Source organism: Micromonospora musae, from assembly GCF_003626635.1.
GTDB lineage: Bacteria > Actinomycetota > Actinomycetes > Mycobacteriales > Micromonosporaceae > Micromonospora > Micromonospora musae.
The window spans coordinates 55,101-79,704 of the sequence record NZ_RAZT01000016.1 but is presented as its reverse complement, the minus strand read 5'-3'; the positions used below and the strand labels follow the sequence as shown (position 1 = coordinate 79,704).

The 24,604-nt window shown below is 72.6% G+C and carries 30 protein-coding genes and 1 riboswitch; of the genes, 13 read left to right on the top strand and 17 right to left on the bottom strand.

What is annotated here, in order from left to right; genetic code table 11:
* Window position 1 precedes the first annotated feature (1 nt).
* From D7044_RS26930 to D7044_RS26905, 7 genes are all read left to right on the top strand, one after another.
* Window positions 2–871, top strand: coding sequence for a metal ABC transporter permease (locus D7044_RS26930; protein ID WP_120678717.1), 870 nt, complete (start codon window positions 2–4; stop codon window positions 869–871).
* Between the two features lie 43 nt (window positions 872–914).
* The gene (locus D7044_RS26925; protein ID WP_120678718.1) at window positions 915–1,214 is read left to right on the top strand and encodes an ArsR/SmtB family transcription factor; all 300 of its coding nucleotides are present in this window, start codon (window positions 915–917) and stop codon (window positions 1,212–1,214) included.
* Window positions 1,215–1,242: 28 nt separating this feature from the next.
* Window positions 1,243–1,641, top strand: a complete 399-nt coding sequence (locus D7044_RS26920; RefSeq protein WP_120690549.1) for a Fur family transcriptional regulator — start codon at window positions 1,243–1,245, stop codon at window positions 1,639–1,641.
* Window positions 1,642–1,680: 39 nt separating this feature from the next.
* The gene (locus D7044_RS26915; protein ID WP_120690548.1) at window positions 1,681–2,286 is read left to right on the top strand and encodes a hypothetical protein; all 606 of its coding nucleotides are present in this window, start codon (window positions 1,681–1,683) and stop codon (window positions 2,284–2,286) included.
* Between the two features lie 9 nt (window positions 2,287–2,295).
* Entirely contained in the window at window positions 2,296–2,463 is a 168-nt protein-coding gene (locus tag D7044_RS32720; protein ID WP_187398843.1) for a hypothetical protein, read from the top strand.
* 101 nt (window positions 2,464–2,564) lie between these two features.
* The gene (locus tag D7044_RS26910) at window positions 2,565–2,936 is read left to right on the top strand and encodes a type II toxin-antitoxin system RelE/ParE family toxin (protein WP_120690547.1); all 372 of its coding nucleotides are present in this window, start codon (window positions 2,565–2,567) and stop codon (window positions 2,934–2,936) included.
* A complete protein-coding gene (locus tag D7044_RS26905) occupies window positions 2,936–3,241 on the top strand; it encodes a helix-turn-helix domain-containing protein (RefSeq protein ID WP_147434723.1) in 306 nt (101 codons plus the stop codon). Before D7044_RS26910 ends, D7044_RS26905 begins: the two co-directional genes overlap by 1 nt.
* Before the next feature lie 210 nt (window positions 3,242–3,451).
* On the opposite strand, the gene D7044_RS26900 is transcribed toward D7044_RS26905, so the two are convergent.
* From D7044_RS26900 to D7044_RS26885, 4 genes are all read right to left on the bottom strand, one after another.
* Complete coding sequence (locus D7044_RS26900) at window positions 3,452–5,464, bottom strand: acyl-CoA dehydrogenase family protein (protein ID WP_120690545.1); 2,013 nt, start codon at window positions 5,462–5,464, stop codon at window positions 3,452–3,454.
* Between the two features lie 159 nt (window positions 5,465–5,623).
* Complete coding sequence (locus D7044_RS26895; protein WP_120678730.1) at window positions 5,624–6,127, bottom strand: DUF6328 family protein; 504 nt, start codon at window positions 6,125–6,127, stop codon at window positions 5,624–5,626.
* A gap of 129 nt (window positions 6,128–6,256) precedes the next feature.
* Complete coding sequence (locus tag D7044_RS26890) at window positions 6,257–7,006, bottom strand: sugar isomerase domain-containing protein (protein ID WP_120690544.1); 750 nt, start codon at window positions 7,004–7,006, stop codon at window positions 6,257–6,259.
* On the bottom strand, window positions 7,003–7,857 hold the full coding sequence (locus tag D7044_RS26885) for an alpha/beta fold hydrolase (protein WP_120690543.1): 855 nt from the start codon (window positions 7,855–7,857) through the stop codon (window positions 7,003–7,005). Before D7044_RS26885 ends, D7044_RS26890 begins: the two co-directional genes overlap by 4 nt.
* Before the next feature lie 73 nt (window positions 7,858–7,930).
* Window positions 7,931–8,035: riboswitch (TPP riboswitch) on the top strand.
* A gap of 75 nt (window positions 8,036–8,110) precedes the next feature.
* On the opposite strand from D7044_RS26885, the gene D7044_RS26880 reads away from it, so the two are divergent.
* The 3 genes from D7044_RS26880 to D7044_RS26870 all read left to right on the top strand — a co-directional run bounded on the left by D7044_RS26880 (window position 8,111) and on the right by D7044_RS26870 (window position 11,078).
* Window positions 8,111–8,701, top strand: coding sequence for an ECF transporter S component (locus tag D7044_RS26880; protein WP_120690542.1), 591 nt, complete (start codon window positions 8,111–8,113; stop codon window positions 8,699–8,701).
* A gap of 119 nt (window positions 8,702–8,820) precedes the next feature.
* The gene (locus D7044_RS26875; RefSeq protein ID WP_120690587.1) at window positions 8,821–10,281 is read left to right on the top strand and encodes an ABC transporter ATP-binding protein; all 1,461 of its coding nucleotides are present in this window, start codon (window positions 8,821–8,823) and stop codon (window positions 10,279–10,281) included.
* Entirely contained in the window at window positions 10,278–11,078 is an 801-nt protein-coding gene (locus D7044_RS26870) for an energy-coupling factor transporter transmembrane component T family protein (protein ID WP_120690541.1), read from the top strand. Before D7044_RS26875 ends, D7044_RS26870 begins: the two co-directional genes overlap by 4 nt.
* Before the next feature lie 83 nt (window positions 11,079–11,161).
* Here the strand turns inward: D7044_RS26870 and D7044_RS26865 are convergent, their stop codons facing one another.
* Complete coding sequence (locus D7044_RS26865; protein ID WP_120678740.1) at window positions 11,162–11,416, bottom strand: hypothetical protein; 255 nt, start codon at window positions 11,414–11,416, stop codon at window positions 11,162–11,164.
* A gap of 309 nt (window positions 11,417–11,725) precedes the next feature.
* Between D7044_RS26865 and D7044_RS26860 the strand changes: the two genes are divergently transcribed.
* Window positions 11,726–12,022, top strand: a complete 297-nt coding sequence (locus tag D7044_RS26860; RefSeq protein WP_120690540.1) for an MTH1187 family thiamine-binding protein — start codon at window positions 11,726–11,728, stop codon at window positions 12,020–12,022.
* Between the two features lie 110 nt (window positions 12,023–12,132).
* Entirely contained in the window at window positions 12,133–13,575 is a 1,443-nt protein-coding gene (gene gndA, locus D7044_RS26855; RefSeq protein ID WP_120690539.1) for an NADP-dependent phosphogluconate dehydrogenase, read from the top strand.
* Between the two features lie 246 nt (window positions 13,576–13,821).
* On the opposite strand, the gene D7044_RS26850 is transcribed toward gndA, so the two are convergent.
* The 4 genes from D7044_RS26850 to recO all read right to left on the bottom strand — a co-directional run bounded on the left by D7044_RS26850 (window position 13,822) and on the right by recO (window position 16,114).
* Window positions 13,822–14,052: a thioredoxin reductase gene (locus D7044_RS26850; RefSeq protein ID WP_120690586.1), complete on the bottom strand. Its 231-nt coding sequence runs from the start codon at window positions 14,050–14,052 to the stop codon at window positions 13,822–13,824.
* 141 nt (window positions 14,053–14,193) lie between these two features.
* Window positions 14,194–14,379: a hypothetical protein gene (locus D7044_RS26845; RefSeq protein WP_120678746.1), complete on the bottom strand. Its 186-nt coding sequence runs from the start codon at window positions 14,377–14,379 to the stop codon at window positions 14,194–14,196.
* A gap of 112 nt (window positions 14,380–14,491) precedes the next feature.
* On the bottom strand, window positions 14,492–15,298 hold the full coding sequence (locus tag D7044_RS26840) for an isoprenyl transferase (RefSeq protein ID WP_120678748.1): 807 nt from the start codon (window positions 15,296–15,298) through the stop codon (window positions 14,492–14,494).
* Between the two features lie 15 nt (window positions 15,299–15,313).
* Window positions 15,314–16,114 carry a DNA repair protein RecO gene (gene recO / locus D7044_RS26835; RefSeq protein ID WP_120678750.1) on the bottom strand — a complete coding sequence of 267 codons (801 nt, stop codon included), beginning with the start codon at window positions 16,112–16,114 and terminating at the stop codon, window positions 15,314–15,316.
* A gap of 102 nt (window positions 16,115–16,216) precedes the next feature.
* Between recO and D7044_RS26830 the strand changes: the two genes are divergently transcribed.
* Window positions 16,217–17,044, top strand: a complete 828-nt coding sequence (locus tag D7044_RS26830) for a DUF4097 family beta strand repeat-containing protein (protein ID WP_120690538.1) — start codon at window positions 16,217–16,219, stop codon at window positions 17,042–17,044.
* Here the strand turns inward: D7044_RS26830 and D7044_RS26825 are convergent.
* The 8 genes from D7044_RS26825 to D7044_RS26790 all read right to left on the bottom strand — a co-directional run bounded on the left by D7044_RS26825 (window position 17,025) and on the right by D7044_RS26790 (window position 24,511).
* Window positions 17,025–18,122 carry an acyltransferase family protein gene (locus tag D7044_RS26825; RefSeq protein ID WP_120678754.1) on the bottom strand — a complete coding sequence of 366 codons (1,098 nt, stop codon included), beginning with the start codon at window positions 18,120–18,122 and terminating at the stop codon, window positions 17,025–17,027. The genes D7044_RS26830 and D7044_RS26825 overlap by 20 nt on opposite strands.
* Before the next feature lie 225 nt (window positions 18,123–18,347).
* Window positions 18,348–19,244, bottom strand: a complete 897-nt coding sequence (gene era, locus D7044_RS26820) for a GTPase Era (RefSeq protein WP_120678756.1) — start codon at window positions 19,242–19,244, stop codon at window positions 18,348–18,350.
* Window positions 19,241–19,627 carry a cytidine deaminase gene (locus D7044_RS26815; protein WP_120678758.1) on the bottom strand — a complete coding sequence of 129 codons (387 nt, stop codon included), beginning with the start codon at window positions 19,625–19,627 and terminating at the stop codon, window positions 19,241–19,243. The genes era and D7044_RS26815 overlap by 4 nt, the downstream gene beginning before the upstream one ends.
* Window positions 19,620–21,029 carry a hemolysin family protein gene (locus D7044_RS26810; RefSeq protein ID WP_120678761.1) on the bottom strand — a complete coding sequence of 470 codons (1,410 nt, stop codon included), beginning with the start codon at window positions 21,027–21,029 and terminating at the stop codon, window positions 19,620–19,622. The genes D7044_RS26815 and D7044_RS26810 overlap by 8 nt, the downstream gene beginning before the upstream one ends.
* Complete coding sequence (ybeY, locus tag D7044_RS26805) at window positions 21,005–21,478, bottom strand: rRNA maturation RNase YbeY (protein ID WP_120678763.1); 474 nt, start codon at window positions 21,476–21,478, stop codon at window positions 21,005–21,007. Before ybeY ends, D7044_RS26810 begins: the two co-directional genes overlap by 25 nt.
* A gap of 14 nt (window positions 21,479–21,492) precedes the next feature.
* On the bottom strand, window positions 21,493–22,554 hold the full coding sequence (locus D7044_RS26800; RefSeq protein WP_120678765.1) for a PhoH family protein: 1,062 nt from the start codon (window positions 22,552–22,554) through the stop codon (window positions 21,493–21,495).
* Window positions 22,555–22,778: 224 nt separating this feature from the next.
* Window positions 22,779–24,155 carry a serine hydrolase domain-containing protein gene (locus D7044_RS26795; protein ID WP_120690537.1) on the bottom strand — a complete coding sequence of 459 codons (1,377 nt, stop codon included), beginning with the start codon at window positions 24,153–24,155 and terminating at the stop codon, window positions 22,779–22,781.
* Complete coding sequence (locus D7044_RS26790; RefSeq protein ID WP_120690536.1) at window positions 24,152–24,511, bottom strand: histidine triad nucleotide-binding protein; 360 nt, start codon at window positions 24,509–24,511, stop codon at window positions 24,152–24,154. The genes D7044_RS26795 and D7044_RS26790 overlap by 4 nt, the downstream gene beginning before the upstream one ends.
* Window positions 24,512–24,604 lie beyond the last annotated feature (93 nt).

Here is a 24,604-nt window from a genome sequence, read left to right as displayed (position 1 = left end):
CATGGAACTCTTCCAGTACCCGTACATGCAGCGCGCCCTGATCGCGGCGCTGGTCATCGGTCTCGCCGCCCCGGCGCTCGGCATCTACCTGGTGCAGCGTCGGCTGGCGTTGATCGGCGACGGGATCGGGCACGTGGCGCTGACCGGCGTCGGCGCCGGGCTGCTGCTCAACCGCTCCCCGGTGCTGGTGGCGGTGATCGTGGCGACCCTCGGCGCGATCGCCATCGAGCTGGTCCGCTCCCGCGGACGCACCTCCGGCGACCTCGCCCTGGCGCTCCTCTTCTACGGCGGCATCGCCGGCGGCGTGATGCTCGTCGGGCTCTCCCACAGCCCCAGCGCGAACCTCAACGCGTACCTCTTCGGGTCGCTGACCACCATCTCGCCGACCGACCTGACCACCATCGTGGTGCTCGGCGTGGTGATCCTCGTCGCGATGCTCGTGCTGCGCCCGGCGCTCTTCGCGGTCAGCCACGACGAGGAGTACGCCCGGGTCTCCGGCCTGCCGGTGCGGACGCTGAACATGCTGATCGCGATCACCACCGCGGTCACCGTGACGATCGCCATGCGCGCGGTAGGCGTACTGCTGATCAGCGCGCTCATGGTGGTGCCGGTGGCGAGCGCCCAGCAGGTCACCCGCGGATTCCGTAGCACCATGACGGCGGCGATGGCCCTCGGGCTCTTCGCCGCCGGCTCGGGCGTCTGGGTGGCGGCCAACGCCGACACCGCCCCCGGCGCGTCGGTGGTGCTGATGGCGATCGCCTCGTTCCTGGTGATCGCGCTGGCCGCCGCGGGTTGGCGGGTGCTGCGTCGCCGGCGGGTGCCCGCGGCGGCGCCGGCCGCCCCGGAGCCGCACGAGGTCCTGATCGGTTGACCGCGGCGCGCACGAGCCGGGCGGAAGTGGTTATCGTTGCGAGGTGAGCGACGGACCGGGCTACGACGGCTTCGAAGGTGCCAGCGAGCTGCTGCGCGCGCTCTCGGCCCCGATCCGGCTGGCCATCGTCAGCGAACTCGCCGCGGGCGAGCGGTGCGTGCACGAACTGGTGGAGAAGCTCGGCGTGGCGCAGCCGCTGGTCTCCCAGCACCTGCGGGTGCTACGGGGGGCGGGTGTGGTGCGCGGCTCCCGACGGGGTCGGGAGATCGCGTACTGCCTGGTCGACGAGCACGTCGCGCACATCGTGGCGGACGCCGTCAGCCACGCCGGGGAGGGATCATGACGAAGCGACGGGCGGGAGGGGGTCCTCGATGAGCGAGATGAACGCCACCCTGCGCAACACCCGTCAGCGCAGTGCGGTCAGCGCCCTGCTGGCCGAGGTCGAGGGGTTCCACAGCGCGCAGGACCTGCACTCGATGCTGCGCGACCGCGGTGAGCGGGTCGGTCTCACGACGGTCTACCGGACGCTTCAGAGTCTCGCCGACGCCGGCGAGATCGACGTGATGCGCCCGCCGGGCGGCGAACACCTCTACCGCCGGTGCAGCGAGGGACACCACCACCACCTGGTCTGCCGGGTCTGCGGGCGGACGGTCGAGGTAGAGGGCCCGGCCGTGGAGAGCTGGGCCGAGCGGGTCGCGGCCCAGCACGGCTACGCCGACGTGAGCCACACCATGGAGATCTTCGGCACCTGCCCCGGCTGCGCCGGCTGACCCTCGCCGCCGGTCGTCGCCCGTGACACGCTGTCCGGCGTGAAGATCTATGCCGATCGTTTCCCGACCGCCGTCCGACAGTTCCTCACCGACCTGCTCGTCGTCGTCTGGGTGTACGCCGCGATCCGCGGCGCGCTGTGGCTGCACGACCTGGTGCAGAAGCTCGCCGTGCCCGGTCAGAAGCTGGAGGGCGCCGGCGGTGGGCTCGCCGACAACCTCGCCGACGCCGGCGGCAAGGTCGGCCGGGTGCCGCTGGTCGGCGACGAGCTGACCGCTCCGTTCGAACGCGCCGCCGATGCGGCCCGGGCGCTGGCCGAGGCCGGCCGCGACCAGCAGGAACTCGTCGACCAGCTGGCCCTCGCGCTCGCCGTGGCCGTGCTGATCTTCCCGCTCGGCCTGGTGCTCGTCGGCTGGCTGCCGCTGCGGGTGCGCTGGATGCGCCGCGCCGGGTCGGCCGCGAAGCTGGCCGCGGCACCCGCCGGGCGGGACCTGCTCGCCCTACGCGCGCTGGCCGGTCAGCCGCTGGGCCGGCTGACCCGGATCGCGCCCGACGTGGCCGAGGCGTGGCGACGCGGCGACGAAGCCACCGTCGACGCGCTCGCCGCACTGGAGCTGCGTCGGCTCGGCCTGCGGGAGGGCCGCTAAGGTCTTCGGGTGTTCTACTTCCTGGTCGCCATCGCCGTCCTGCTGATCGGCTACGCCGCTGTACTGGTCACCTTCGTCCGCAAGGGTCGTCGCATCCCGCCTGCGGCCTACCTCGTCCTGGCGGCGCTCAACGGGCTGATCCTCGCGGCGATCCTGGCCTGGGCCGTCGCCCGCTGACCCGCGCACGGCCCCCGGACCCGGCGGCCGCATTCAGGGCTCGTCGTCGGCAGCGGATGAATTCATAACGCAGACGTGATGCGGTGGGCTATAGTCCACCCATGGGCAGCTGGGAAGTCAACCTCACTGAAGAGGTCGAGGACTGGCTGCTTGATCTCTCGAAGAGCGATCCCGACTCGGCCAACCAGGTGGCCGCCGCCATCGACATGCTAGAGGCCGAAGGGCCTGCGCTGGGTCGACCGCTGGTCGACCAGGTCAAGGGATCCAACTACCGCAACATGAAGGAACTCCGCCCGGGTTCGGCGGGAACGACTGAAATGCGGATCCTGTTTGCCTTCGATCCCCAGCGGGAAGCCATTCTCCTGGTCGCCGGAGACAAGTCGGGCAACTGGAAGGGCTGGTACGAGAAGGGCATCCTCGCCGCAGACCAGAAGTTCGCCGAACACCTGCGAGAGCTGAAGGGAAGGCAGTGATGGCGCGTAGCTGGCGGGACGTCCGCTCTCGCATGAACCTCGACGAAGAGAAGATCGCGCAGATCAGGGAGCGCATGGTCGCCGAGCAGCGCGGCGCCCGGCTGCGGGAGCTTCGCGAGGGGCGCGGCATGACGCAGCAGCAGGTCGCCGACCGGATGCAGGTCACACAGCCCCGCGTCGCCGCGATCGAGAACGGCGAGTTGCCACGGACAGAGGTCGGCACCGTCCAGCGCTACATCGAGGCGCTGGACGGGCGAGCCGACTTCGTGGCCGTGTTCGACGGCGAACGGCTCGCGTTGAGCTGACTTTCAACCACGCGGCCCGCGCCGCTTCGGTCAGCAAAGCGCCCCGCCCCACCTGGTGCCTCGTGCGGCTGGTGGGCGGGGCGCTTGGCCGTCTTGACCGCCGCCACCTCGGCGGGCTCCGCCGCCGGCCGCCATCTCGGCGGGCTCCGCCACGGGCCAGGCCGAGACCTGGCGGACGGCGCCCCGGGGCGGTGCGGACAGTGGCGGAGGTCACTGGGGTGGCGGGATCCTCCGGCGGGCGTCGGTGGCGGTCGACGGGCCTGCCGACCAGGGGGCCACCCAGGGCAGCTCGTCGGACGGGGTGATCACACCGGACTCCAGATCGGTGTATCGGCCGGCGAGGATCCGCTTCGCCGCCGCGACGTCGACCGAGTCGGTGTTCTCCCAGAGCGACGTGAGGAGCGCGTCGACCCGTACCCGGGCCTGCCGGCAGAAGAGGTCGGCCAGTTCGAGGTTCTCCGGCCGGGCGTCCCGCTCGGCGTGGGCGCGGACGCAGACCGCGGCCATCGCGAACAACTCCGCCCCGATGTCCACGATCCGCCCCAGGAACGCCTGCTTGCGCTCCATCCGCCCCTGCCAGCGCGACATCGCGTAGAACGTCGACCGGGCGAGCTTGCGCGACACCCGCTCCACCTGCCGCAGGTGGCGGGCGAGCGGCCCGAACTCGGCGTACGCCCGGGGGCTCTGGCCCCGCCCGACCGCGAGCGTGGGCAGCCACTTCGCGTAGAAGACCCCGGCCCGGGCCCCCGACTTCGCCTTGCGCCCCAGGCCCGCGTCCGGGTCGATGATGTCCCCGGCGACCGCGAGGTGCGCGTCGACCGCCTCGCGGGCGATCAGCAGATGCATGATCTCGGTCGACCCCTCGAAGATCCGGTTGATCCGCAGGTCACGAAGGATCTGCTCGACGGGGGCCGGCCGCTCGCCGCGAGCGGCCAACGAATCCGCCGTCTCGTAGCCACGACCGCCACGGATCTGGATCAGGTCGTCGACGATCCGCCAGGCCATCTCGCTGGCGTAGAGCTTGACCAGCGCCGCCTCGATCCGGATGTCGTTGCGGTCGTCGTCGGCGAGCCGGCAGCAGATCTCCAGCATGGTCTCCATGCCGTACGTCGTCGCGGCCATGAAGGCGAGCTTCTGGGCGACCGCCTCGTGCTCACCGACCGCCCGGCCCCACTGCACCCGTTCGGCGGCCCACTGCCGCGCCACGTTCAACGACCACTTGCCGGCGCCCACGCACATCGCCGGCAGTGAGAGGCGACCGGTGTTGAGCGTGGTCAAGGCGATCTTCAGCCCCTTACCCTCGCCCCCGATGACGTTCTCCGTCGGCACGAAGACGTCGTGGAACCGGGTGACGCTGTTCTCCAGGCCCCGCAGGCCGAGGAAGCTGTTGCGCCGCTCCACCGTGATGCCCTCGGCGTCGCCCTCCACAACGAAGGCGGTGATGCCGCCGCGGCGCCCCTCGGCGGCCGGCACCCGGGCCATCACGACGAGCAGCGTCGCCACGGTGCCGTTGGTCGCCCAGAGCTTCACACCGTTGAGCCGGTAGCCGGCGCCGTCCTCGGTCGGCTCGGCGGTGGTCGCCAACCGGGCCGGGTCCGAGCCGACGTCCGGCTCGGTCAGCAGGAACGCGGAGACCTCGCCGGCCGCCAGCCGGGGCAGGAAACGCTGCTTCTGCTCCGGCGTACCGAACATCTTCAGCGGCTGCGGCACACCGATGGACTGGTGTGCGGAGAGCAGCGCGCCGATCGCCGGGCTGACCGAGCCGGCGAGCATCAACGCCCGGCAGTACTGGAGGTTGCTCAGCCCGAGCCCGCCGTACGCCCGGTCGATCTTCATGCCGAACGCGCCGAGGCGACCGAGACCCTGGAACACCTCGTCGGGGATGCGCGCGTCCCGCTCGATCGCCGCGCCGTCCACCTCGGTGGCGAGGTACTCCCGGAGCCGGCCGAGGAACTCCTCGGCCCGGGCGTCCTCGTCCGCGTCGGAGCTCGGCCACGGGTTGATCAGGTCGAGTCGGAACCGGCCGAGGAAGAGCGACTTGCCGAAGCTCGGTCGGTCCCAGGTGGATTCTCGGGCCGCCTCGGCGACCTGGCGGGCCTCCTTCTCGGAGACCTGCCCCGCCTCGCTCGGCAGCGGGGCCGCGGTGCCGCCACTGGTGTCGGGTCGCTCCGGAGCGCCGCCGGAGGAGCCCGGCTCGGGTCGGCTGTCCTGCGTCGTGGTCACGGCTGCCCCCTCGAACCTCGGTCCGCTGCGTCAACGTGCTCGACAAACGCCACGCTACCCCCGGTTGTTACCCAGGGGTAGCGCTGCGTAAAGATCGATTTTCGGCGATGGCGTGGGGTAAGCCGGTGAGCCGGCCGGGCCCGGTCACCAGGGCGGGGGTCAGTCGCCGGTGAGCGTACGAGGGTCGTCGTCCTCGTCGTCGATGTCGTCCTCGCCCCAGTTGCGGCGGGCGAACGGCAGCAACGCCCAGAAGCCGAGGAACCAGAGCGCGGTCAGCGCGCTGAGCACGAACGCGAGCGGACGGTCGAGGACGAAATCGGTGATCAGCAGTACCGCGCTGACCATCGAGACCAGCATGAAGGCGAGCCCACCGGAGGCCATCCGGTGGGCGAACCGGACCAGCTCCGGCTTGCGCCCCTGCCGGAACAGCGCCCGGTGGAACGCCACCGGAGAGATGATCAGCGCCGTGGCGGCCGCCGCGGCGAGCAGCGAGACGACGTAGACGTCCTTCTGGAAGTCGGTCGTCCGGGTGAAGCCGTTGCTGAACGGCAGCGTCAACAGAAAGGCGAACAGGATCTGCACCCCGGTCTGCGCCACCCGCAGCTCCTGGAGCAGATCGGCGAAGTTGCGCTGCCAGCGTTGCCGCTCCGTCTCCTTGGACACGCGCTACCTCCCGCTCCGACGCTAATGCCGACGGAGGGCGCCGCCGGCAGGAACGCCAGTGCCCGATGGCCCGTCATCTGAAACCGACTCATGACAGGCCGACGTGCCACGCCGAACGCGGGAGCCGGGTCAGGCGCCCCGGCGGATCCGGCCGGCGTAGCGGGCCTCGAGGGCGTTGTTGTGCTCGTCGCCGCCGGCGATGTTGGCCGACAGGTAGACCGGGGGCTGCTGCCCCTCGGCGAGCAGCCGGGCCACCACCTCGACCGTGATCTGCTGCGCGAGCAGGGCGGCGGTGATCGAGGAGACCGCGCCGACCGCGCCGCCACCGGGCAGCGGCAGCGTCGCGTCGCCGTACGGGGCGCCGTTGTCGAGCACCACGTCGGCGAAGTCGGCGAGCTTGCGCCCGGACGGGTGGCGGGACGTCATCCGGGCGGAGTGCTGCGCCGAGGTGATCGCCACCAGGGCATGGCCGTTCTCCTTGACCACGGAGGCGAACTCCACCATCGCGCCGTTGACCCCCGAGTTCGAGGCGAGCACGAAGACGTCCTGCGGGCGTACCGGGGCCAGCGCGTAGAGGCGGTGCGCGACCGTCGGGTCCCGCTCCAGGGTCGGGCCGAGCAGGTCGACGGGTGCGCCGCCGAGCAGCACCAGGTCCCGCAGCGCGATCCGGTTGGTGGGCACCAGCCCGCCGGCCCGACCGGCGAGCTCCATGGCGAGCGCCTCGGAGTGGCCGGTGCCGAAGGCGTGCACCACGCCGTCGGCGCCGATCGACTCGGCGATCAGGTCGGCCGCGCGGCCGACCGCCTCCCGCTGGCTCTCGGCCACCCGGTTCATCGTCTCGGTCACCATCGCCAGGTAACCCTCGGCGTTCAACGTCACAGCTCCTCCGTCCCATCCGTACGTGCATCGCCGGCGACTCGGGCCAGGATCACCTCGGCCAGCGGCGCGGGCGCCTCGTCCGGGATCCAGTGGCTCACCCCGGGCAGCTCCACGAAGCGGTAGTCGCCGGTCACGTGCCGCGCGCACTCCTCGGCGGCGCCGCGACCGATCGCGGTGTCGCCGTCGCTCCAGACGTACGTGGTGGGCACCGTCACCGGCCCGACGGCTCCCAGCGCGGCCCCCGACATCGCCCGGTACCAGTTCAGCGCCCCGGTCAGCGCGCCGGGCTCACGCATCGGCTCCGCGTACGCGGCCACCCGGGCGCTGTCTCCGACGCCGCTCAGCACCCGGCGCAGCCCGGCCGCCCGCATTCCCAGCAGCATCTTCTCCGCCGTCCCGGCCTGGCGGAAGAGCGCCATGTACGACGAGCGGGCCTTCTGCTTCGGGTCGTGCGCGAGCGCGTGCGCCATGGCGGCCGGGTGCGGTACCGACACGGCGGTGAGCGTCCGGACCCGCTCGGGGTGCGCCGCGGCGAGCGCCCAGGCGACGGCGGCACCCCAGTCGTGCCCGACGAGGTGCGCTGCCTCGACGCCCAGCGCGTCGAGCAGCGCCGCCGCGTCGGCCACCAGCTCCGGCAGCTGGTACGCCTCGACGTCGGTCGGCCGGGCACCGGGTGAGTAGCCGCGCTGGTCCGGCGCGTAGGTGCGCAGCCCCGCGTCGTGCAGGACGGGCACCACCTCGTCGAACTCTCCGCCGTGTTGCGGGAAGCCGTGCAGCAGCAGGACGGGCTCGCCGCCCTCCGGGCCGCCGGCGCGTACCACGAACTCCAGACCACGGGCGTCGATGCGCATGATCGGCAGCCTACCCAGGTCGGGCGGCGTGGCCCGGCCCCTGCCCACGGTGCTAGCGTCTCCGTATCAATTTCACATCCGACAGGGGAGCGCACAGCGCTGAGAGTGCGGGCACGCCCGCAGACCCTCGAACCTGATCTGGGTAATGCCAGCGCAGGGAGTTCGGTCGACCTCCAGCCGCGTCGCCGTCCGGTGATACCGGGCGCGGCGTGCGTCTTCTCCTGGTTCCCTCTGCCGAACTGGGAGTAAACAGATGAAAAGCACCGACACCAATCGCTGGCGCACCATCGACATCGTGGTCGCGTCCGTGATCGCCGTCGCCTTCGGCGTCATCTTCTGGGCCTGGAACCTGGTCTGGAGCGCCACCGACGCGGCGTTCGCCTTCTTCCCGCCGGCGCAGACGCTGATCTACGGCGTCTGGCTGGTCCCGGCCGTGCTCGGTGGTCTGGTCATCCGTAAGCCCGGCGCCGCGCTCTACTGCGAGACGGTGGCCGCGATCCTCTCCGCGCTGCTGGGCAGCCAGTGGGCGAGCATCACGATCGTCCAGGGCGTTATGCAGGGCCTCGGCGCCGAACTGGCCTTCGCGGCGTTCCGGTACCACTCGTTCCGCCTCCCGGCCTCGGTGCTGGCGGGCGCGCTCACCGGCGTCAGCGCGGCGATCTTCGACTTCGTCTACTGGAACACGGCGACCGACCTGGCGAGCTACCGGCTCCCGTACGCCCTGCTCACCGTCGTCAGCTCGACGATCGTGGCCGGCGTCGGCGGCTGGGCGTTGACCCGCGCGCTCGCGAACACCGGCACCCTGGACCGCTTCCCCGCCGGCCGCGAACGCGCCGCCATCTAACCCCCACCCCCGGGCCTCGACCCCGTTGATCAAGAGGTTTGCGTCAACGGGGATCGCGATTCTGACGCAAACCTCTTGATCAACGCTGCTGGTTCGTGGGCCGGAAGGAGGTGAGGGTGGTGAGCGGTGTCACGTTGCGGGGATTCGGGTGGCGGCACGCCGGGCGGAAACGCTGGGCCGTGCAGGGCGTGGACCTGCGCGTCGAGCGCGGCGAACGGGTGCTGCTGCTCGGCCCCTCGGGCGCCGGCAAGAGCACCCTGCTCGCCGCGCTCGCCGGGCTGCTGCCCGAGGACTCGGGCGAGCAGAGCGGCACCGTCGAGATCGACGGACTCGACCCGCGCAAGGCCCGGGAGCGCGTCGGCATCGTCTTCCAGGATCCGGAGAGCCAGCTGGTCATGGCCCGCTGCGGCGACGACGTCGCCTTCGGGCTGGAGAACCGGGGCGTACCGAGCGACGAGATCTGGCCGCGGGTCGACGAGGCGCTGCGCCGGGTCGGCTTCCCGTACCACCGGGACCGGCCCACCGCCGCGCTCTCCGGCGGCGAACAGCAGCGGCTGGCACTGGCCGGGGCACTCGCACTGCGCCCGGGGCTGCTCCTGCTCGACGAGCCGACCGCCAACCTCGACCCGGCCGGCGCCGCCCTGGTGCGCTCGGCGATCGCCGGTGCGCTGGACGCCGACACGACGCTGATCCTGGTCGAGCACCGGGTGGCCGAGGCGCTGCCGCTGGTCGACCGGGTGGTGGTCCTGGAGGCCGGTGGCGGCGTACGGGCCGACGGAACGCCGGAGGCGGTCTTCGACGCGTACGGTGACGCGCTCGCCGCCGAAGGCGTCTGGGTGCCGGGCCGGACCGTGCCGCCGCGCCGCGCCGCCACCACCGCCGGCGCGGCGCTGCTCACCGCGGACCGGCTGGGCCTGCGCCCCCGCCTGGCCGCGACCGACCTGACCGTACGCGCGGGCGAGGCACTCGCCGTGCTCGGTCCGAACGGGGCGGGCAAATCCACCCTGGCGTTGCTCCTCGGCGGCTTGCTCAAGCCCGGCACCGGCACGGTCACGGCGAGCACGGAGCTGGCCGGTCGGGACGCCTCCGCTCCCCCGCACCGCTGGCGCGCCCCGGCGCTGGCCACCCGGATCGGCTCGGTCTTCCAGGATCCGGAGCACCAGTTCGTCACCGGCACGGTCTTCGACGAGCTGGCCCTCGGCCCGCGCCGCACCGGTCGCACCGAGGCGGAGGTCGACTCCACCGTGGACGACCTGCTCGACCGGCTACGGCTGACCGCGCTGGCGCGCGCCAACCCGTACACCCTCTCCGGCGGTGAGGCGCGGCGGCTGAGCGTGGCGACCGCCCTGGCCACCGCGCCCCGGCTGTTGATCTGCGACGAGCCCACCTTCGGTCAGGACCGGCGGACCTGGCTGGAGCTGGTCGACCTCTTCGCCGACCTGCGCGACGCCGGGCACGGTGTCGTCGCGGTGACCCACGACGCGGAGTTCGTCGCCGCGCTGGCCGACCGGCAGGTCACGCTGACCCGCCCCGCGCCGCCCGGTGACGGGCCGGCGGCTCAGGCCGGGGAGTCCTCGTGATCAGCCTCGAACCGGTCGCCGCCCCCGGAGCGCCGCTGGCCCGACGCAACCCGGTCGCGAAGCTCCTCGCTGCCCTGCTCTTCTCCTTCGTCCTGGTCGCCACGCTCGACCCGGTGGCCCCGGCGATCGCCATCGCCGTCGAACTGGCGGTGCTGCCGCTCTTCGGGGTCCGCTACCGGGTGCTCGCCCGGCGGGCCTGGCCGCTGCTGGTGAGCGCGGTCGGCATCGTGGTCACCCTGGTCCTCTTCGCGGCCGAGCGCTCGGGCCAGCTGCTGGTCGAGGCCGGCCCGGTCGTGGTCACCTCGGGTGTGCTGCTGACCGCGCTCGGCCTGGTGCTGCGGATGTTCGCGGTGGCGCTGCCCGGCGTGATCGTGTTCGCCACCACCGACCCCACCGACCTGGCCGACGCCCTGGTCCAGAACGCGAAGGCACCGGCGCGGTTCGCCATCGGCGCACTCGCCGCGTTCCGCCTCGTGCCGCTGCTCGGGCAGGAGTGGCAGGCGATCAGCATGGCCCGCCGGGCCCGCGGAGTGGACGCGGGACGCAACCCGGTGGCGAAGCTGCGGCTCTTCGTCTCGACCGCGTTCGCCCTGCTGGTCGGGGCGATCCGGCGCGGCACCCGGCTCGCGGTCGCGATGGACGCCCGGGGATTCGACGCCGGCATCGCGCGCACCGTCGCCCGACGGCAGCGGTTCACCGCCGTCGACGCGCTGCTCGTGGCCGGTGCGGTGGCGGTGGCCGCGGCCGCGCTCACCACCAGCATCGTGCTCGGGACGTTCCGCCCGCTGATCGGCTGACCGGGCCGCCCGGCGCGCTGGCCCCGGCCCGGTACGGGCGGGTACGGCCCACCGCCGCGACGGTGGACCGCACCCGGGACCGGTCAGCTGCGGCGGAAGGCGTACCGGCGGGGCTGGCCGGCCCGCTGGCTGCCGCGGCCCGACCCCGAACGGCCCGGTACGACCGGGGGACCGGCCTTCGGTGACGCCGTACGCGACACCGGCTCGGCCAGACCGTCGGGCAGCGGTGGCACGGCGGGCGTGACCGACAGCCGGTCGAGGTCGACAGGCGTCAGGGCTTCGACGCTCGGGGCGGGACGGGTCGTACGGGACTTCTTCGCGGTGCGCTTGGCAGGCATCCGGGCCTCCTTCTCCGCGTCCGGCCGGGCGGGAGGTGCCGACGCCGAGGATCGCGGCGCCGCACCGCCCCGGCCGGTCACGGCTGGGCGGGGACCGGGCTGGAGTGAGCCACGGTCGGAACGGGCTGGGACTGGTCCCGGGATCGGCCACGCCCGACACCGCGAAGGCGGCGGGAGGAGATGCGAACGCCCGGGAGCGCACGGACCGCGCGCACGGGCAGCGGGCCGGCTCGGAGCTGGGGCGTCATCAGCGCATGAGGTGAGCGTAGTCACCGGCCCGCGTACGCGCACCCGAATTACGATCGCCCCATGCTGATCGCGTTCTCGATCACCCCGCTCGGGGCCGGTGACTCCGTGGGCGACCTCGTCGCCGAGGCCGTCCGGGTGGTCCGCGAGTCCGGCCTGCCCAACCGGACCGACGCCATGTTCACCACGATCGAGGGCGAGTGGGACGAGGTCATGGCGGTGGTGAAGCGGGCCGTCGACGTGGTCGCGCAACAGGCGCCACGGGTCAGCGTGGTGCTCAAGGCCGACGTCCGCCCCGGGGTGACCGACGCGCTGACCGAGAAGGTCGCCCGGATCGAGGCCCGGCTCGCCGAGGGCTGACCGGAAGCCGTCCCGCTACCCACCGTGACGGGATCACGATCACTGGTCCCCGCCGCCGTCCGTCGCGATAGGTTCGAAACGCGAACAGCGACAGTGAGAGGTGGCGGCGCATGGCCGAGCAGGCGAAGGCGCAGATCGGGGTTACCGGACTCGCCGTTATGGGCCGCAACCTGGCCCGCAACCTGGCGCGCAACGGGTTCCGGGTGGCGGTGCACAACCGCAACTGGGAGCGCACCCGGAGCCTGATCGCCGAGCACGGCGACGAGGGCACGTTCGTGGCCGCCGAGTCGATGGCCGACTTCGTCGCCGCACTGGAGCGGCCCCGCGCGGTGATCGTGATGGTGAAGGCCGGTGCGCCGACCGACGCGGTGATCGACGAGCTGGCCACGCTGCTGGAGCCGGGCGACATCGTGGTGGACTGCGGCAACGCGCACTTCGCGGACACCCAACGCCGGGAGGCGGCGCTGCGCGAGCACGGGCTGCACTTCGTCGGCACCGGCGTGTCGGGCGGCGAGGAGGGTGCCCTGCACGGGCCGAGCATCATGCCCGGCGGCTCGGCGGAGTCGTACCAGAAGCTGGGACCGATCTTCGAGAAGATCGCCGCGCAGGTCGACGGGGTGCCGTGCTGCCGGCACATCGGCCCGGGAGGCGCCGGCCACTTCGTGAAGATGGTGCACAACGGCATCGAGTACGCCGACATGCAGCTCATCGCCGAGGCGTACGACCTGCTGCGGGCCGGTCTGGGCGCGGAGCCGGCGGAGCTCGCGGAGATCTTCCGGGAGTGGAACCGCGGCGAGCTGGAGTCCTTCCTCATCGAGATCACCGGCGACGTGCTGGCGCACGCCGACGCCGCCACCGGCCGCCCGTTCGTCGACGTCGTACGCGACCAGGCGGAGCAGAAGGGCACCGGGCGGTGGACCGTGCAGAGCGCGCTCGACCTGGGCATCCCGATCACCGGCATCGCCGAGGCGACGTTCGCGCGTTCCCTCTCCGGGCACGCCGACCAGCGCGAGGCGGCCCGCCGGGCGTTCCCCGGCGGCGGCGCGCAGCTGAAGGTCGAGGACCGCGACGCATTCGTCGAGGACGTCCGCCGGGCGCTGCTCGCCTCGAAGATCGTCGCCTACGCGCAGGGCTTCGACCACATCAGCGCGGGCAGCCGGGAGTACGACTGGAACATCGACCTGGGCGGCACCGCCACCATCTGGCGGGGCGGCTGCATCATCCGGGCCCGGTTCCTGGACCGCATCCGTGAGGCGTACGACGAGCAGCCCAACCTGCCCACCCTGCTGGTGGCGCCGTACTTCGCCGAGGCGGTCAGCGCGGGCGTGCCCGGTTGGCGTCGCATCGTGGCGGAGGCCGCCCGGGCCGGGGTGCCCGTTCCGGCGTTCGCCTCGTCGCTGGCGTACTTCGACGCGCTGCGCGCGGAGCGGCTGCCCGCCGCGCTGATCCAGGGGCTGCGGGACAACTTCGGTGCGCACACGTACCACCGGGTCGACCGGGCGGGAACGTTCCACACCCTCTGGGCGGGCGACCGCTCCGAAGTGGAGGCCTGAACCGCGCCGGCCGGTCGTCGGTGGTCCCGGCCGCCGGCCGCGGACCCCGTCCGGTCGGCGCGAGGTCGCGGAGGGCTGGTAGCCCGTCGACGACCAGGATGAGCCTGATACCTCAGCGGCATATTGATGCCGCTGAGGTATCGGGCTCAGCGAGAAACACCTGTGGCGGTCACGCCGGACGGCAGGCGGACGGGGCCTGGCGACAGCAGGCCCGCGGACGGGCCGGGGCGACGGCGGGCCCGGTCCTCACCAGGCGCGCTGGGTCTCCTCCGCCGGCGTCGGGGCCCATCCGGCGGCCGGCTCGCCCTGGGCCAGCTCACCGATCTCGCCGGACCGGATGGCGGCGGTGTGACCGAGTTCGGCGCAGTACCGCTCGGCCACGTCGGCGCAGACGTCCGCGACCCGTTCCCGCTGCGCGGCGTCGACCAGGTTCGCGCCCGCCAGCGCGGCCGTCATCTCGAACCGGAGATCCCGCATGACCACCCCCGCGTCAGGGACGCACCCCCGCGACACGCCCCGCGCCTCTCGATCCTAGGCGCGCCCGGGCCGCACCACCCCGGCAACGACCCAGCCCGACCGGCGCGCGGCGGACCGGTCGGGCTCACCAGAAGGTCGGGCTCACCAGAAGGCGTGCCGCTTGGCCTTCTGCGGGCGGAGGCGATCCGCGCCCTTGGCGAGCAGGCGGCTGACTCCGGAGGGGCCGCGACGGGCCTCGATCGTGCGGCTGAGCCGGCGTGCGCCGGCCGCCGCCACCGGAACGGCGATCGCCATCAGCGCCCACTGGACGATGCGCTTCTGAATCATGTGGGTTCACCTCCGTCAGTGGCTCCTGGGAGAACAGATACCCAGGGTGACGGCACGGTAAGCCTGGGCGGCGGCCCGCCCGGCAACGGGCGGACCACCGCGAACGCCGGTTTCAGCCCTGGGTCGGCGGGGCGACCGGGTTGGGCAGGGCTCCGCCGAAGCGCCGGTCGCGCTGCGCGTAGAGCTCACAGGCGTACCAGAGGTGCCGGCGGTCGAAGTCCGGCCAGAGCGTGTCGAGGTAGATCAGCTCGGCGTACGCGCTCTGCCAGAGCATGAAGTTGGAGGTCCGCTGCTCCCCGGACGGGCGCAGGAAGAGATCCACCTCGGGGACCTCGGGGTGGTAGAGGTACTTCGCGACGGTCTTCTCGTTGACCTTGGCCGGGTCGAGCCGGCCGGCGGCCACCTCGCGGGCGATCGCCGCCGCCGCGTCGGCGATCTCCGCCTGACCGCCGTAGTTCACGCAGAACTGGAGGGTGAGCGTCGAGTTGCCGCGGGACATCTCCTCGGCGGTCTGCAGCTCCGAGATGACGCTCTTCCAGAGCCGCCCCGCCCGACCCGACCAGACCACCCGTACGCCGAGGTCGACCAGCTGGTCACGGCGGCGGCGGATCACGTCGCGGTTGAAGCCCATCAGGAAGCGGACCTCGTCCGGCGAGCGCCGCCAGTTCTCGGTGGAGAAGGCGTACGCCGACAGGTAGGGGATGCCCATCTCGATGGCGCCCTCGATCGTGTCGAAGAGGGAGAACTCCCCGGCTTCGTGGCCCTTGGTGCGGGGCAGCCCACGCTCCTTGGCCCACCGACCGTTGCCGTCCATCACCACTGCGACGTGCCGAGGCACCGCGTCGGCCGGCAGTGCCGGCGGACGGGCACCGGACGGGTGCGGCGTGGGTGGCACCGGCTGCCGCCGGCCGGCCCTCATTGATCGGATCACTCGTTACTCCCTGTTCACGCCATCGGCGCCGGGCGTCGAAACGCCCCGGTCTACCAGCGGAAGCGAGCGTAGCGCGCGTTCCAGGTGCCACTGCAGGTGAGCCGCGACCAGCCCGCTGCACTCGCGTCGTACGCCGGCCTCCGCGGCGTCGGCGATCCGCCAGTCACCGCTACTCAGCGCGAACATCAGCTCGATGGTGGCCGGCGCCGGATGGGCCGCGCCGGGTGGTCGGCAGTCCGGGCACACCACACCGCCGGCCGGTACGGAGAAGGCCCGGTGCCGCCCGGGCGTGCCACAGACCGCGCACGCCATCAACGCCGGCGCCCAGCCCGCCAGGGCCATCCCCCGCAGCAGGTACGCGTCGAGCACGAGGGTGGTGGCGTGGCTGCCCTCGGCGAGCGCACGCACCGCGCCGAGGGTGAGCTGGAACAGCCGCAGCGACGGCTCCCGCTCGACCGGGGTGAGCCGTTCGGCCGTCTCGGCGACGGCGCTGGCCGCGGTGTAGCGCGGGTAGTCGCCGAGGAACCGCTTGCCGTAGAGGTCGATCCCCTCGACCTGGCTCACCGTGTGCAGCGAGCTGCCCTGGTTGCCCTTCGGGTCCCCGGCGAGCTGGAGGTCCACGTGCCCGAACGGCTCCAACCGGGCACCGAACTTGCTGGTGGTGCGCCGCACGCCCCGGGCCACCGCACGGATCCGGCCGTGCCGTCGGGTGAGCAGCGTGATGATCCGATCAGACTCGCCGAGCTTCTGCACCCGCAGTACCACCGCGTCGTCGCGGTAGAGCTGTCGGCGGTACCCGGTCATCGGACCATTCTCCCTCGGGGTACGAAATCAGGGTTCCTTCGGGGTCCGGCGGCGGCGGAACCCGGATGTGTCTGGGGCGGTGCCGGCCGTAGCGTTCTCGCCATGACCGCTCAGCGCCCCGTCGGCACCGCCTCCTCCGGTGCCGCTCTGCTCCGCCGCCGTGCCGTGGCACCGGTCGCGTTCGGTGCCGTCACCGCGCTCATCCTGCTCACCGGGTGCGACAACCTCTCCTACCGGCGCCTGGACTTCGACAACACCGAGTCCGCCCGGATCACCACGATCCGGGTGCTGCCCGGCTCGGGTGACGTGATCGTCCGGGCCACCGGCACCGCCACCGAGGTGCGGATCAAGCGGGTGGTCCGCTACCAGGGCGCCGAGCCGCGGGCGAAGTACGAGATCAAGGGCAGCGAGTTGGTGCTGGACACCGACTGCGGGTCCCGGTGCAGCGTGTCGTACGAGGTGACCGCCCCCGAGGGTGTCGCGGTGCGGGGCGAGAGCAACTCGGGCGACGTCGAGCTGATCCGGGTCGGCGCGGTGGAGCTGCAGGTCCACTCGGGGGACGTCCAGCTCACCGGCGCCAGTGGTCCGGTACGGCTGGAGGCCAGCTCCGGCAACATCGAGGTGTCCGAGGCCACCGGTCCGGTCACGCTGCGCGCCTCCTCCGGCGACATCTCCGCCCGGCGGCTGCAGGGCGAGGTGGACGCCGAGGCCAAATCCGGCAACGTACGGATCGAGCTGGACAAGGCCGCCTCGGTCCGGGCGCACGCGAACAGCGGTGACGTCGACCTCGTCGTTCCGCCCGGCCCGTACCGGGTCCGGGCCAACGGCAACTCGGGAGACGAGCACGTCGCCGTCGCCGACGACCCGGCCGCCAAGCTGGTCCTCGCGGTGAGCGCCGACAGCGGCGACCTCAGGGTCGCCCAGCGGTGACCTCCGCCTCCGGGGCGGCCCGCTGCGCGGGCACCTGGTGGCCGGTCGACGTGGGCGGACCGACGGGCCTCGTCCGTCGCCGGCCGCCGGGGATCAGCTCCGGCCGCCGCTGCGCCGCGAGGTCCTCCACCCATCCCACGGCGAGCGTCACCACGCCGACCAGGGCGAAGACCAGCACCACCCGGATCGCCAGCCCACGCGGGTCCTCGTGCGTCCAGCCCAGTGGGTCGAAGAGCGGGGTGATCGCCACCACGAACGGCATGTGCCAGAGGTAGATCGTCAGGGCCCGCCGGTTCAGCACGGTGACCACCCGCCCGAAGAGGGCGCTGCGATCGACCCAGGCCGCGCCGGCCGGTCCCCGGCCGAGCACGACCAGGATGAACGCCGTCGACCAGAGGGCGTTGCCGAGGTGGATGTCGTTGAGGTCGTAGCCGCGTGGGCCGGGATGCGTGAGGATCCACGCGCCGCCCGCCGCGACGAGCACCAGCACCGCCGGGACCAGCACCCGGTTGGCGAGCCGGCGCAGCATGCCCGCGTGGTGCGCGAAGCCCAGCATCCAGGCGCCGAAGTAGAGACCGAACTCCCGGTACGGGCCGGGGGCGTTCGGCCAGATGCCCGACTCGATCACCACGAGCAGGACGTACGGGGCCAGCAGGGTCGGCAGCGGCGCCCGCCGGAACGCCCAGAGCGCGACCGGCGAGGCGAAGACGAACCACAGGTAGTCCCGTAGGTACCAGATCGGGCTCAGGGCCATCGCCCCCCAGCCGTTGGCGGGCGGATCGGCGATCGGGAAGAGCCAGAGCAGCACGCGGGGGGTGAACGGCAGCCCGGTGAGGAGCATGGCCGGTACGAAGATCGCGGCCAGCACCCACAGCGACGGCAGCAGGCGGCGCAGCCGGCGCAGCACCGCAGCCGGCCCGGATCGCTCCAGCGAGGCGGCCATCAGCGAGCCGGCCAGCGCGAACATCACCGCCATGGCCGGGAAGACCAGGGTGAGCGAGGCGAAGCCGGTGACGTGGTAGACGACGACTCGAACGATGGCGAGGAAGCGGAGCAGGTCCAGGTATCTGTTACGCATCAGCCTGCATCTGTCTCGGGGGCGCGGCGGATGTCTCCTACCCTCCGCCGCGTTCCCGGTAAACGGCCGCACGCCCCACCCGGACGTGAATCTAGCCATACGCCCGACCGAGTAGGATCAGCCGCTCTCCCCGTACGGCCCGCCCCGGTCGGCCGTTCGACCGATGCTGATCAGCCGGACGACGCGGCCGTCCGGCTGACCGACGGAACGAACGGGACGAGCCGGTCAGAAGCCGAGTTTGCGCAGCTGCTTCGGGTCGCGCTGCCAGTCCTTCGCCACCCGTACGTGCAGGTCCAGGAAGACCCGGCTGCCGAGCAGCTCCTCGATCTGCCGCCGTGCGGTGGTGCCGACCTCCTTGAGCCGGCTGCCCCGGTGACCGATCACAATCGCCTTCTGGCTGGGCCGCTCGACGTAGAGGTCGGCGAAGATCCGGATGAGCTGCCCCTCGGGGATCATCTCCTCCACCACCACAGCGATGGAGTGCGGCAGCTCGTCGCGCACCCCCTCCAGTGCCGCCTCCCGGATGAGCTCCGCGACGAGCACCTGCTCCGGGTCCTCGGTGAGCATGTCGTCCGGGTAGAGCTGCGGGGAGGCGGGCAGGTACCCGGTCATCACGTCGACCAGGGTGTCGAGCTGGTGCCCGGAGACGGCGCTCACCGGCACCACGGCCGCGAACTCACCCAGCTCGCTCACTGCGAGCAGCTGCTCGGCGAGGCGCCCGCGGTCGACGAGGTCGGTCTTGGTGACCACGGCCAGTACGGTCGCTTTCAGCTCGGCCAGCTCGCCGGTGATGAACCGGTCTCCGCGTCCGATCGGCTCGTCGGCCGGGATGCAGAGCCCGATGACGTCGACCTCGCTCCAGGTCTGACGGACCAGGTCGTTGAGGCGTTCGCCGAGCAGCGTGCGGGGGCGGTGCAGGCCCGGGGTGTCGACGAGGACGAGCTGCGAGTCCGGCCGGTGCAGTACGGCCCGGATGACGTGCCGGGTGGTCTGCGGCTTGTTCGAGGTGATCGCGATCTTCTGACCGACGATCGCGTTGGTCAGGGTCGACTTGCCCGCGTTGGGCCGCCCCACGAAGCAGGCGAAGCCGGCTCGGTAGGGGCGCTCCTCCGGGTCCTTCACTGGACGACCGTGCCGAGGACGGTGCCGTCCGGCGCGGCCACGTGGATCGGCGCGTCGGCGGCGAGGTCGCGGACCGCCGCGTGCCCGGCGCCGTCGAGCGTCGAGGCTTCGGTCACCACCACGGCGGCCTCCAGCCGGCCGGCGCCGGCGGCCACCGCCGAAGCCACCGCCAGCTGCAGCGCGGTGAGCGTCAGCGAGGGCAGCGCGACACTGGCGGCGGCGTACGTCCGACCGTCCTGGTCGCGGACCGCCGCACCCTCCACGGCTCCCACCCGGCCACGGGCGCCTCGGGCCAGGACGACCAACTTGGCGTCCTCGGCGCTCAGCTCCGCCGGAGCGGACGGGGTGGGCCGGGCTGCCGGCACGGTGGGCGACTCAGGCATCGGCGGGTTGCCTCTCCTCGATCGGTTGGTGACTGCCCCGGGACTCGGCGCGCTCGCCACGCCCCGGGCTCTCCTGCTCGTCGGTCGGCACGACCCGGCTGACCAGCACGGTGTCGATCCGGTTGCGTCGGCCGGTGGTGCCCTCGGCGATCAGCCGCAGGCCGGCCACCTCGACCCGGGCTCCCGGGATCGGCACCCGACCCAGCGACTGGGCCAGCAGGCCGCCGACCGTCTCCACCTCGTCGGTGGGCAACTCGATGTCGAACAGCTCGCCCAGGTCCTCCACGGGAAGTCGGGCGGTGACCCGCACCGACCCGTCCTCCAGCTGCTCGACCGGTGGGCGTTCGACATCGTACTCGTCGGTGATCTCACCGACGATCTCCTCGAGGATGTCCTCGATGGTGACCAGGCCGCCGGTGCCGCCGTACTCGTCGACGACGATGACCAGGTGGTTGCGGGCCGCCTGCATCTCGGAGAGCAGGTCGTCGACGGGCTTCGACTCCGGCACGAACGTGGCCGGACGCATCAGCTCGGAGACGGGCAGCTGCTCGGCCGACGGATCGCCGCCGCGCACCCGGCGGATCAGGTCCTTGAGATAGAGGACGCCGAGGACGTCGTCGACGTTCTCGCCTATCACGGGGATCCGGGAGAAGCCCGAGCGGAGGAAGAGGGCGAGCGCCTGCGAGAGCGTCTTGCCCGACTCGATCCACACCGTCTCCGTACGGGGCACCATCACCTCGCGGGCGATGGTGTCTCCGAGGGCGAAGACCGAGTGGATCATCTGCCGCTCGCCGTGCTCGACCACCCCACGCTGCTCCGCGAGGTCGACCAGTTCGCGGAGCTCCACCTGGGTCGCGAACGGGCCCTCGCGGAAGCCGCGCCCCGGCGTCACCGCGTTGCCGATCAGGATCAGCAGCGAGGCGAGCGGGTTGAGCGCGCGCCCCAGCCAGCGGACCAGCGGGGCCACCACCCGACCGACGACGTAGGCGTGCTGCCGGCCAAGAGTGCGTGGGGCGACGCCGACCACCACGAAGCTGACCACGGTCATCGCGCCGGCGGTGACGAGCGCCGCCCGCCACCCCGCGCCGAAGGTGTCCACGGCGACCAGCGCCACCAGCGTGGTGGCGGTCAGCTCGGCGAGCAGTCGCAGCAGCAGGAGCAGGTTGAGGTGCCGGACGACGTCACCGGCGACGGTCTGCAACGTGCGGGCGCCGCGGGCGCCGTCGCGGGCCAGCTCCGCGGCGCGGGCCGGCGAGACCGCGGCGAGCGCCGCCTCGGTCATCGCGATCAGCCCGGCCAGCACCACCAGACCGGCGGCGAAGACGAGTAGCTGCACGTCGGGCAGGCCGGCGGCGGCTGTGGAGGCCTGTACGGACATCACTGTGACCGGCTCGACCGCCAACTGGACAGCAGTCGGGCCTGGAGCGCGAACATCTCCCGCTCCTCCTCCGGTTCCGCGTGGTCGTACCCGAGCAGGTGCAGCACCCCGTGCACGGTCAGCAGGTGCAGCTCGTCGGCGGCCGAGTGGCCCGCCGTGGCCGCCTGCTTGGCCGCGACGTCGGGGCAGAGCACGATGTCGCCGAGCAGCGCCGGCTCACCGGCGGCCGGGGCGCTCTCGCCCGGGCCGTGGTCCACGCTGCCCTCGTCCATGGGGAAGGCGAGCACGTCGGTCGGCCCGTCGCCCCCCATCCAGCGATGGTTGAGCTCGGTCATGTATTCGACGTCGACCAGCAGCACGGAGAGCTCGGCGAGGGGGTTGACCCCCATCTCGTCGAGGGCGTGCCGGGCGACGGCGAGCACGGCGTCGGTGTCGACCTCGACACCGGACTCGTTGGCGATCTCGATGGACAACTGTTTCCCCTGATCTAGCGGCGGCGGCCGGATCGGCCGCCGCCCTGGGCGGTCCGCCCCGGTACGGCGTGCACGCTCTGTGCCTGCTGGTTCTCCCGCTCGGCGTCCCAGCGGGCGTACGCGTCGACGATCTCGCCGACCAGCCGGTGCCGAACCACGTCGGAGCTGGACAACTGGGCGAAGTGGACGTCCTCCACGTTCGTGAGGATCTCTCGCACCAGGCGCAGGCCGCTGGTCGTCCCTCCGGGCAGGTCGACCTGGGTCACGTCACCGGTGACCACGATCTTGGAGTTGAAGCCGAGCCGGGTGAGGAACATCTTCATCTGCTCGGGCGTGGTGTTCTGCGCCTCGTCGAGGATGATGAACGCGTCGTTCAGCGTCCGACCGCGCATGTACGCCAGCGGCGCCACCTCGATCGTGCCCGCGGCCATCAGCTTCGGGATCGAGTCCGGGTCGAGCATGTCGTGCAGCGCGTCGTAGAGCGGGCGCAGGTAGGGGTCGATCTTCTCGTTGAGCGTGCCGGGCAGGAAGCCCAGCCGCTCCCCCGCCTCGACGGCGGGCCGGGTGAGGATGATCCGGTTGACCTGCTTGGCCTGGAGCGCCTGGACGGCCTTCGCCATCGCCAGGTAGGTCTTGCCGGTGCCGGCGGGGCCGATGCCGAAGACGATGGTGTGCGAGTCGATCGCGTCGACGTAGCGCTTCTGCCCGAGCGTCTTGGGACGGATGGTGCGGCCGCGGCGGGAGAGGATGTTGAGCGTCAGGACGTCGGCGGGCCGCTCGGCACTGCCCTGCTCGAGCATGCCGACGGTACGCCGGACGGCGTCAGTGGTCAGGGTCTCGCCTTTCTCGATGAGTTCGAGCAGCTCGGTGAAGAGACGCTCGGCGAGGGCGTTGTCCGCGGGCGCACCGGAGATGGTGATCTCGTTGCCCCGGACGTGCACGTCGCTGTTGACCGAGCGTTCGACGAGTCGCAGGATCTCGTCACCCGCACCGAGCAGGTTGACCATGATCTTCGGATCGGGAACGGTGATCCGGGTCTGCACCTGGGGCGGGCCGGGAGGTGGGGTGCCGGTCATAGCTCGGGCCGAGGGGCCCTGTGCCACCTGCTCTCGATTTCGGCGCCGGCCCTGGTGGCGCGGCGTACGGACGTTCCACTCATCGTATCGGTTCAACAGCGGCGACATCGTCTGCATTTCCCCGCCCCCGGGGCGCGGCCGCACTGACCAACAAAAGCGATAAAAAGGGCGAAAAGCCAGGTCGGCGCGGAGCGGGAGGAACCCCGCCCCGCGCCCCTACCGGGTCACTCCCCGACGCGGAAGTCGTACCGGTCGAAGGTCTCCTGGTTGCGGGTGAACCGGTAGGTCGCCCAGTGCATCCGCACCACCGCGCCCCGGTCGTCCCGGCTCAGCCGGAGCAGCTCACCGACCTCCCGGCCGGAGACCGTGCGGAACACGTCCGGCCGGTCGGGCAGCGGCGTGAAGACCGCCGGCGGCCGGCCCGGCGGATCGCCGGCGCCCCGGGCCCGCAGCGCGCCGTCGTGCCAGGAGAAGACGTACTCGTAGCCCTCCCCCCACCAACGGCCCAGCACACCGCGCAGCGTGGCGGGGGCGGGCGGGCCGGGTCGCCACGGCTCGATCTCCGCCGGATCGTGCTCGACCGCGGCGGCGAGCAGCTGATGCGGCAGATCGAGGGCTTCGGAGGCGGTGCCGGAGGAGACGAGCACGGCACAGCCCATCGCGCCCGGGGTGCCCTCCCCGCCCCGCCGGCCGTAGACGCCGGCCAGGAAGCCGGGCATCGCGCCGTCGTGCCCCACGTGCATCACCCGCTCCCCCTGCGGCACCAGGATCAGACCGAGCCCGAAGCCTCCGCCCCACAGCGCCTCGTCGGTCACCGTCACCGGCCAGCGCATCTCCTCCAGCGTGGCCGGAGCGAGCACCGCACCGGCCGGGTCGACCGCCGCCGGATCGGCCAGGAAGGCCGCCCAGCGAGCCATGTCCCCGGCGGTGCTCCAGAGCTGGGCGGCCGGCCCCACGGCGCCGAAGTCGGTAGGCGGCTCCGGACGCGCCTCGTCCGAGTACGCGTCGACGAGGAAGCCGGTGGCCGCGGCCGGGCCCGGGCTCACGGTCGTGTCGGCGAGGCCCAGCGGCGCCAGCACCCGGTCGCCGAGCACCTCGGCCCACGTACCGCCGCGCAGCCGGCCGACCAGCTGACCGAGCAGCGCCATCCCGAGGTTCGAGTAGTGGTAGCGGCGACCCGCGGGCAGTACCCGCTCGGCCCGGGCCAGGTCGGCCAGGAGCTCTTCGGTGTCGGGCGCGCGCAGGGTGTCCCAGACGTCGCCGTACGGCTCACGTTGCAGGCCCGCCGTGTGCGACAGCAGCCGGCGCACCGTCAGCTCCCCGTGCGCGGGCAGGTCGAGGTGGCGGCCCACCGGATCGTCCAGGTCGAGCAGGCCGTCGTCGCGGCACTGCAGGGTCAGTACGGCGGTGAACGTCTTGGTCACCGAGCCGATCCGGAACTGCGTCCCCGGCCCGAGCGGGGTGTCGTTGCCGGCGCCGCCGACCGCGAACGCCCACAGTGGCCGGTCGGCTCGGTGCAGGGCCGCCGAGACCGCCGGGACGCGGTGCTGCGCCTGCGCCCGGCGCACCAGCCGCTCCAACTTCTCCGGCACGGCGCTCACGCGAGATCCCGGGCGAGCATCGGACCGAGCGGCGCCCCACCGAACAGGTGCGCGTGCACGTGGAAGACCTCCTGGCCGCCGTACGCCCCGGTGTTGAACATCAGCCGGAAACCGTCGCCGAGCAGACCCTCGTCCTCGGCCACCGCGGCGGCCGTGGCGAGCACCTCGCCGGCGAGCGCCGGGTCACCCTCGGCGAGCGTCGCCACGTCGGCGTAGTGCTCCTTGGGAATCACCAGCACGTGCACCGGCGCCTTCGGGGCGATGTCGCGGAAGGCGAGGGTCCTGGGGGTCTCCCGGACGACGGTGGCCGGGATCTCCCCGGCGACGATGCGGCAGAACAGGCAGTCTGATCCCATCCGGGCAGTGTAAGGAACGGCCCGTTGTCAGGGGTTTCGGCGCGGGGAAGGACCGCTGCTCGGCACCGGCGTCCGGTGCGGCAGGATGGCCGG

Bases quoted from the DNA above. Each gene is read 5' to 3' on its own strand.
- D7044_RS26865 (WP_120678740.1), bottom strand. From the start codon at position 11,416: ATGCCTGCCAAGCGCACCGCGAAGAAGTCCCGTACGACCCGTCCCGCC.
- D7044_RS26800 (WP_120678765.1), bottom strand. From the start codon at position 22,554: ATGACCGGCACCCCACCTCCCGGCCCGCCCCAGGTGCAGACCCGGATC.
- D7044_RS26910 (WP_120690547.1), top strand. From the start codon at position 2,565: ATGGGCAGCTGGGAAGTCAACCTCACTGAAGAGGTCGAGGACTGGCTG.
- gndA (WP_120690539.1), top strand. From the start codon at position 12,133: ATGGCCGAGCAGGCGAAGGCGCAGATCGGGGTTACCGGACTCGCCGTT.
- D7044_RS26905 (WP_147434723.1), top strand. From the start codon at position 2,936: ATGGCGCGTAGCTGGCGGGACGTCCGCTCTCGCATGAACCTCGACGAA.
- D7044_RS26840 (WP_120678748.1), bottom strand. From the start codon at position 15,298: ATGAGGGCCGGCCGGCGGCAGCCGGTGCCACCCACGCCGCACCCGTCC.
- D7044_RS26885 (WP_120690543.1), bottom strand. From the start codon at position 7,857: ATGCGCATCGACGCCCGTGGTCTGGAGTTCGTGGTACGCGCCGGCGGC.
- D7044_RS26845 (WP_120678746.1), bottom strand. From the start codon at position 14,379: ATGATTCAGAAGCGCATCGTCCAGTGGGCGCTGATGGCGATCGCCGTT.
- D7044_RS26790 (WP_120690536.1), bottom strand. From the start codon at position 24,511: ATGGGATCAGACTGCCTGTTCTGCCGCATCGTCGCCGGGGAGATCCCG.
- D7044_RS26880 (WP_120690542.1), top strand. From the start codon at position 8,111: ATGAAAAGCACCGACACCAATCGCTGGCGCACCATCGACATCGTGGTC.
- D7044_RS26825 (WP_120678754.1), bottom strand. From the start codon at position 18,122: ATGCGTAACAGATACCTGGACCTGCTCCGCTTCCTCGCCATCGTTCGA.
- D7044_RS26830 (WP_120690538.1), top strand. From the start codon at position 16,217: ATGACCGCTCAGCGCCCCGTCGGCACCGCCTCCTCCGGTGCCGCTCTG.
- recO (WP_120678750.1), bottom strand. From the start codon at position 16,114: ATGACCGGGTACCGCCGACAGCTCTACCGCGACGACGCGGTGGTACTG.
- D7044_RS26850 (WP_120690586.1), bottom strand. From the start codon at position 14,052: ATGCGGGATCTCCGGTTCGAGATGACGGCCGCGCTGGCGGGCGCGAAC.
- D7044_RS26815 (WP_120678758.1), bottom strand. From the start codon at position 19,627: ATGCCTGAGTCGCCCACCGTGCCGGCAGCCCGGCCCACCCCGTCCGCT.
- D7044_RS26930 (WP_120678717.1), top strand. From the start codon at position 2: ATGGAACTCTTCCAGTACCCGTACATGCAGCGCGCCCTGATCGCGGCG.
- D7044_RS26920 (WP_120690549.1), top strand. From the start codon at position 1,243: ATGAGCGAGATGAACGCCACCCTGCGCAACACCCGTCAGCGCAGTGCG.
- D7044_RS26860 (WP_120690540.1), top strand. From the start codon at position 11,726: ATGCTGATCGCGTTCTCGATCACCCCGCTCGGGGCCGGTGACTCCGTG.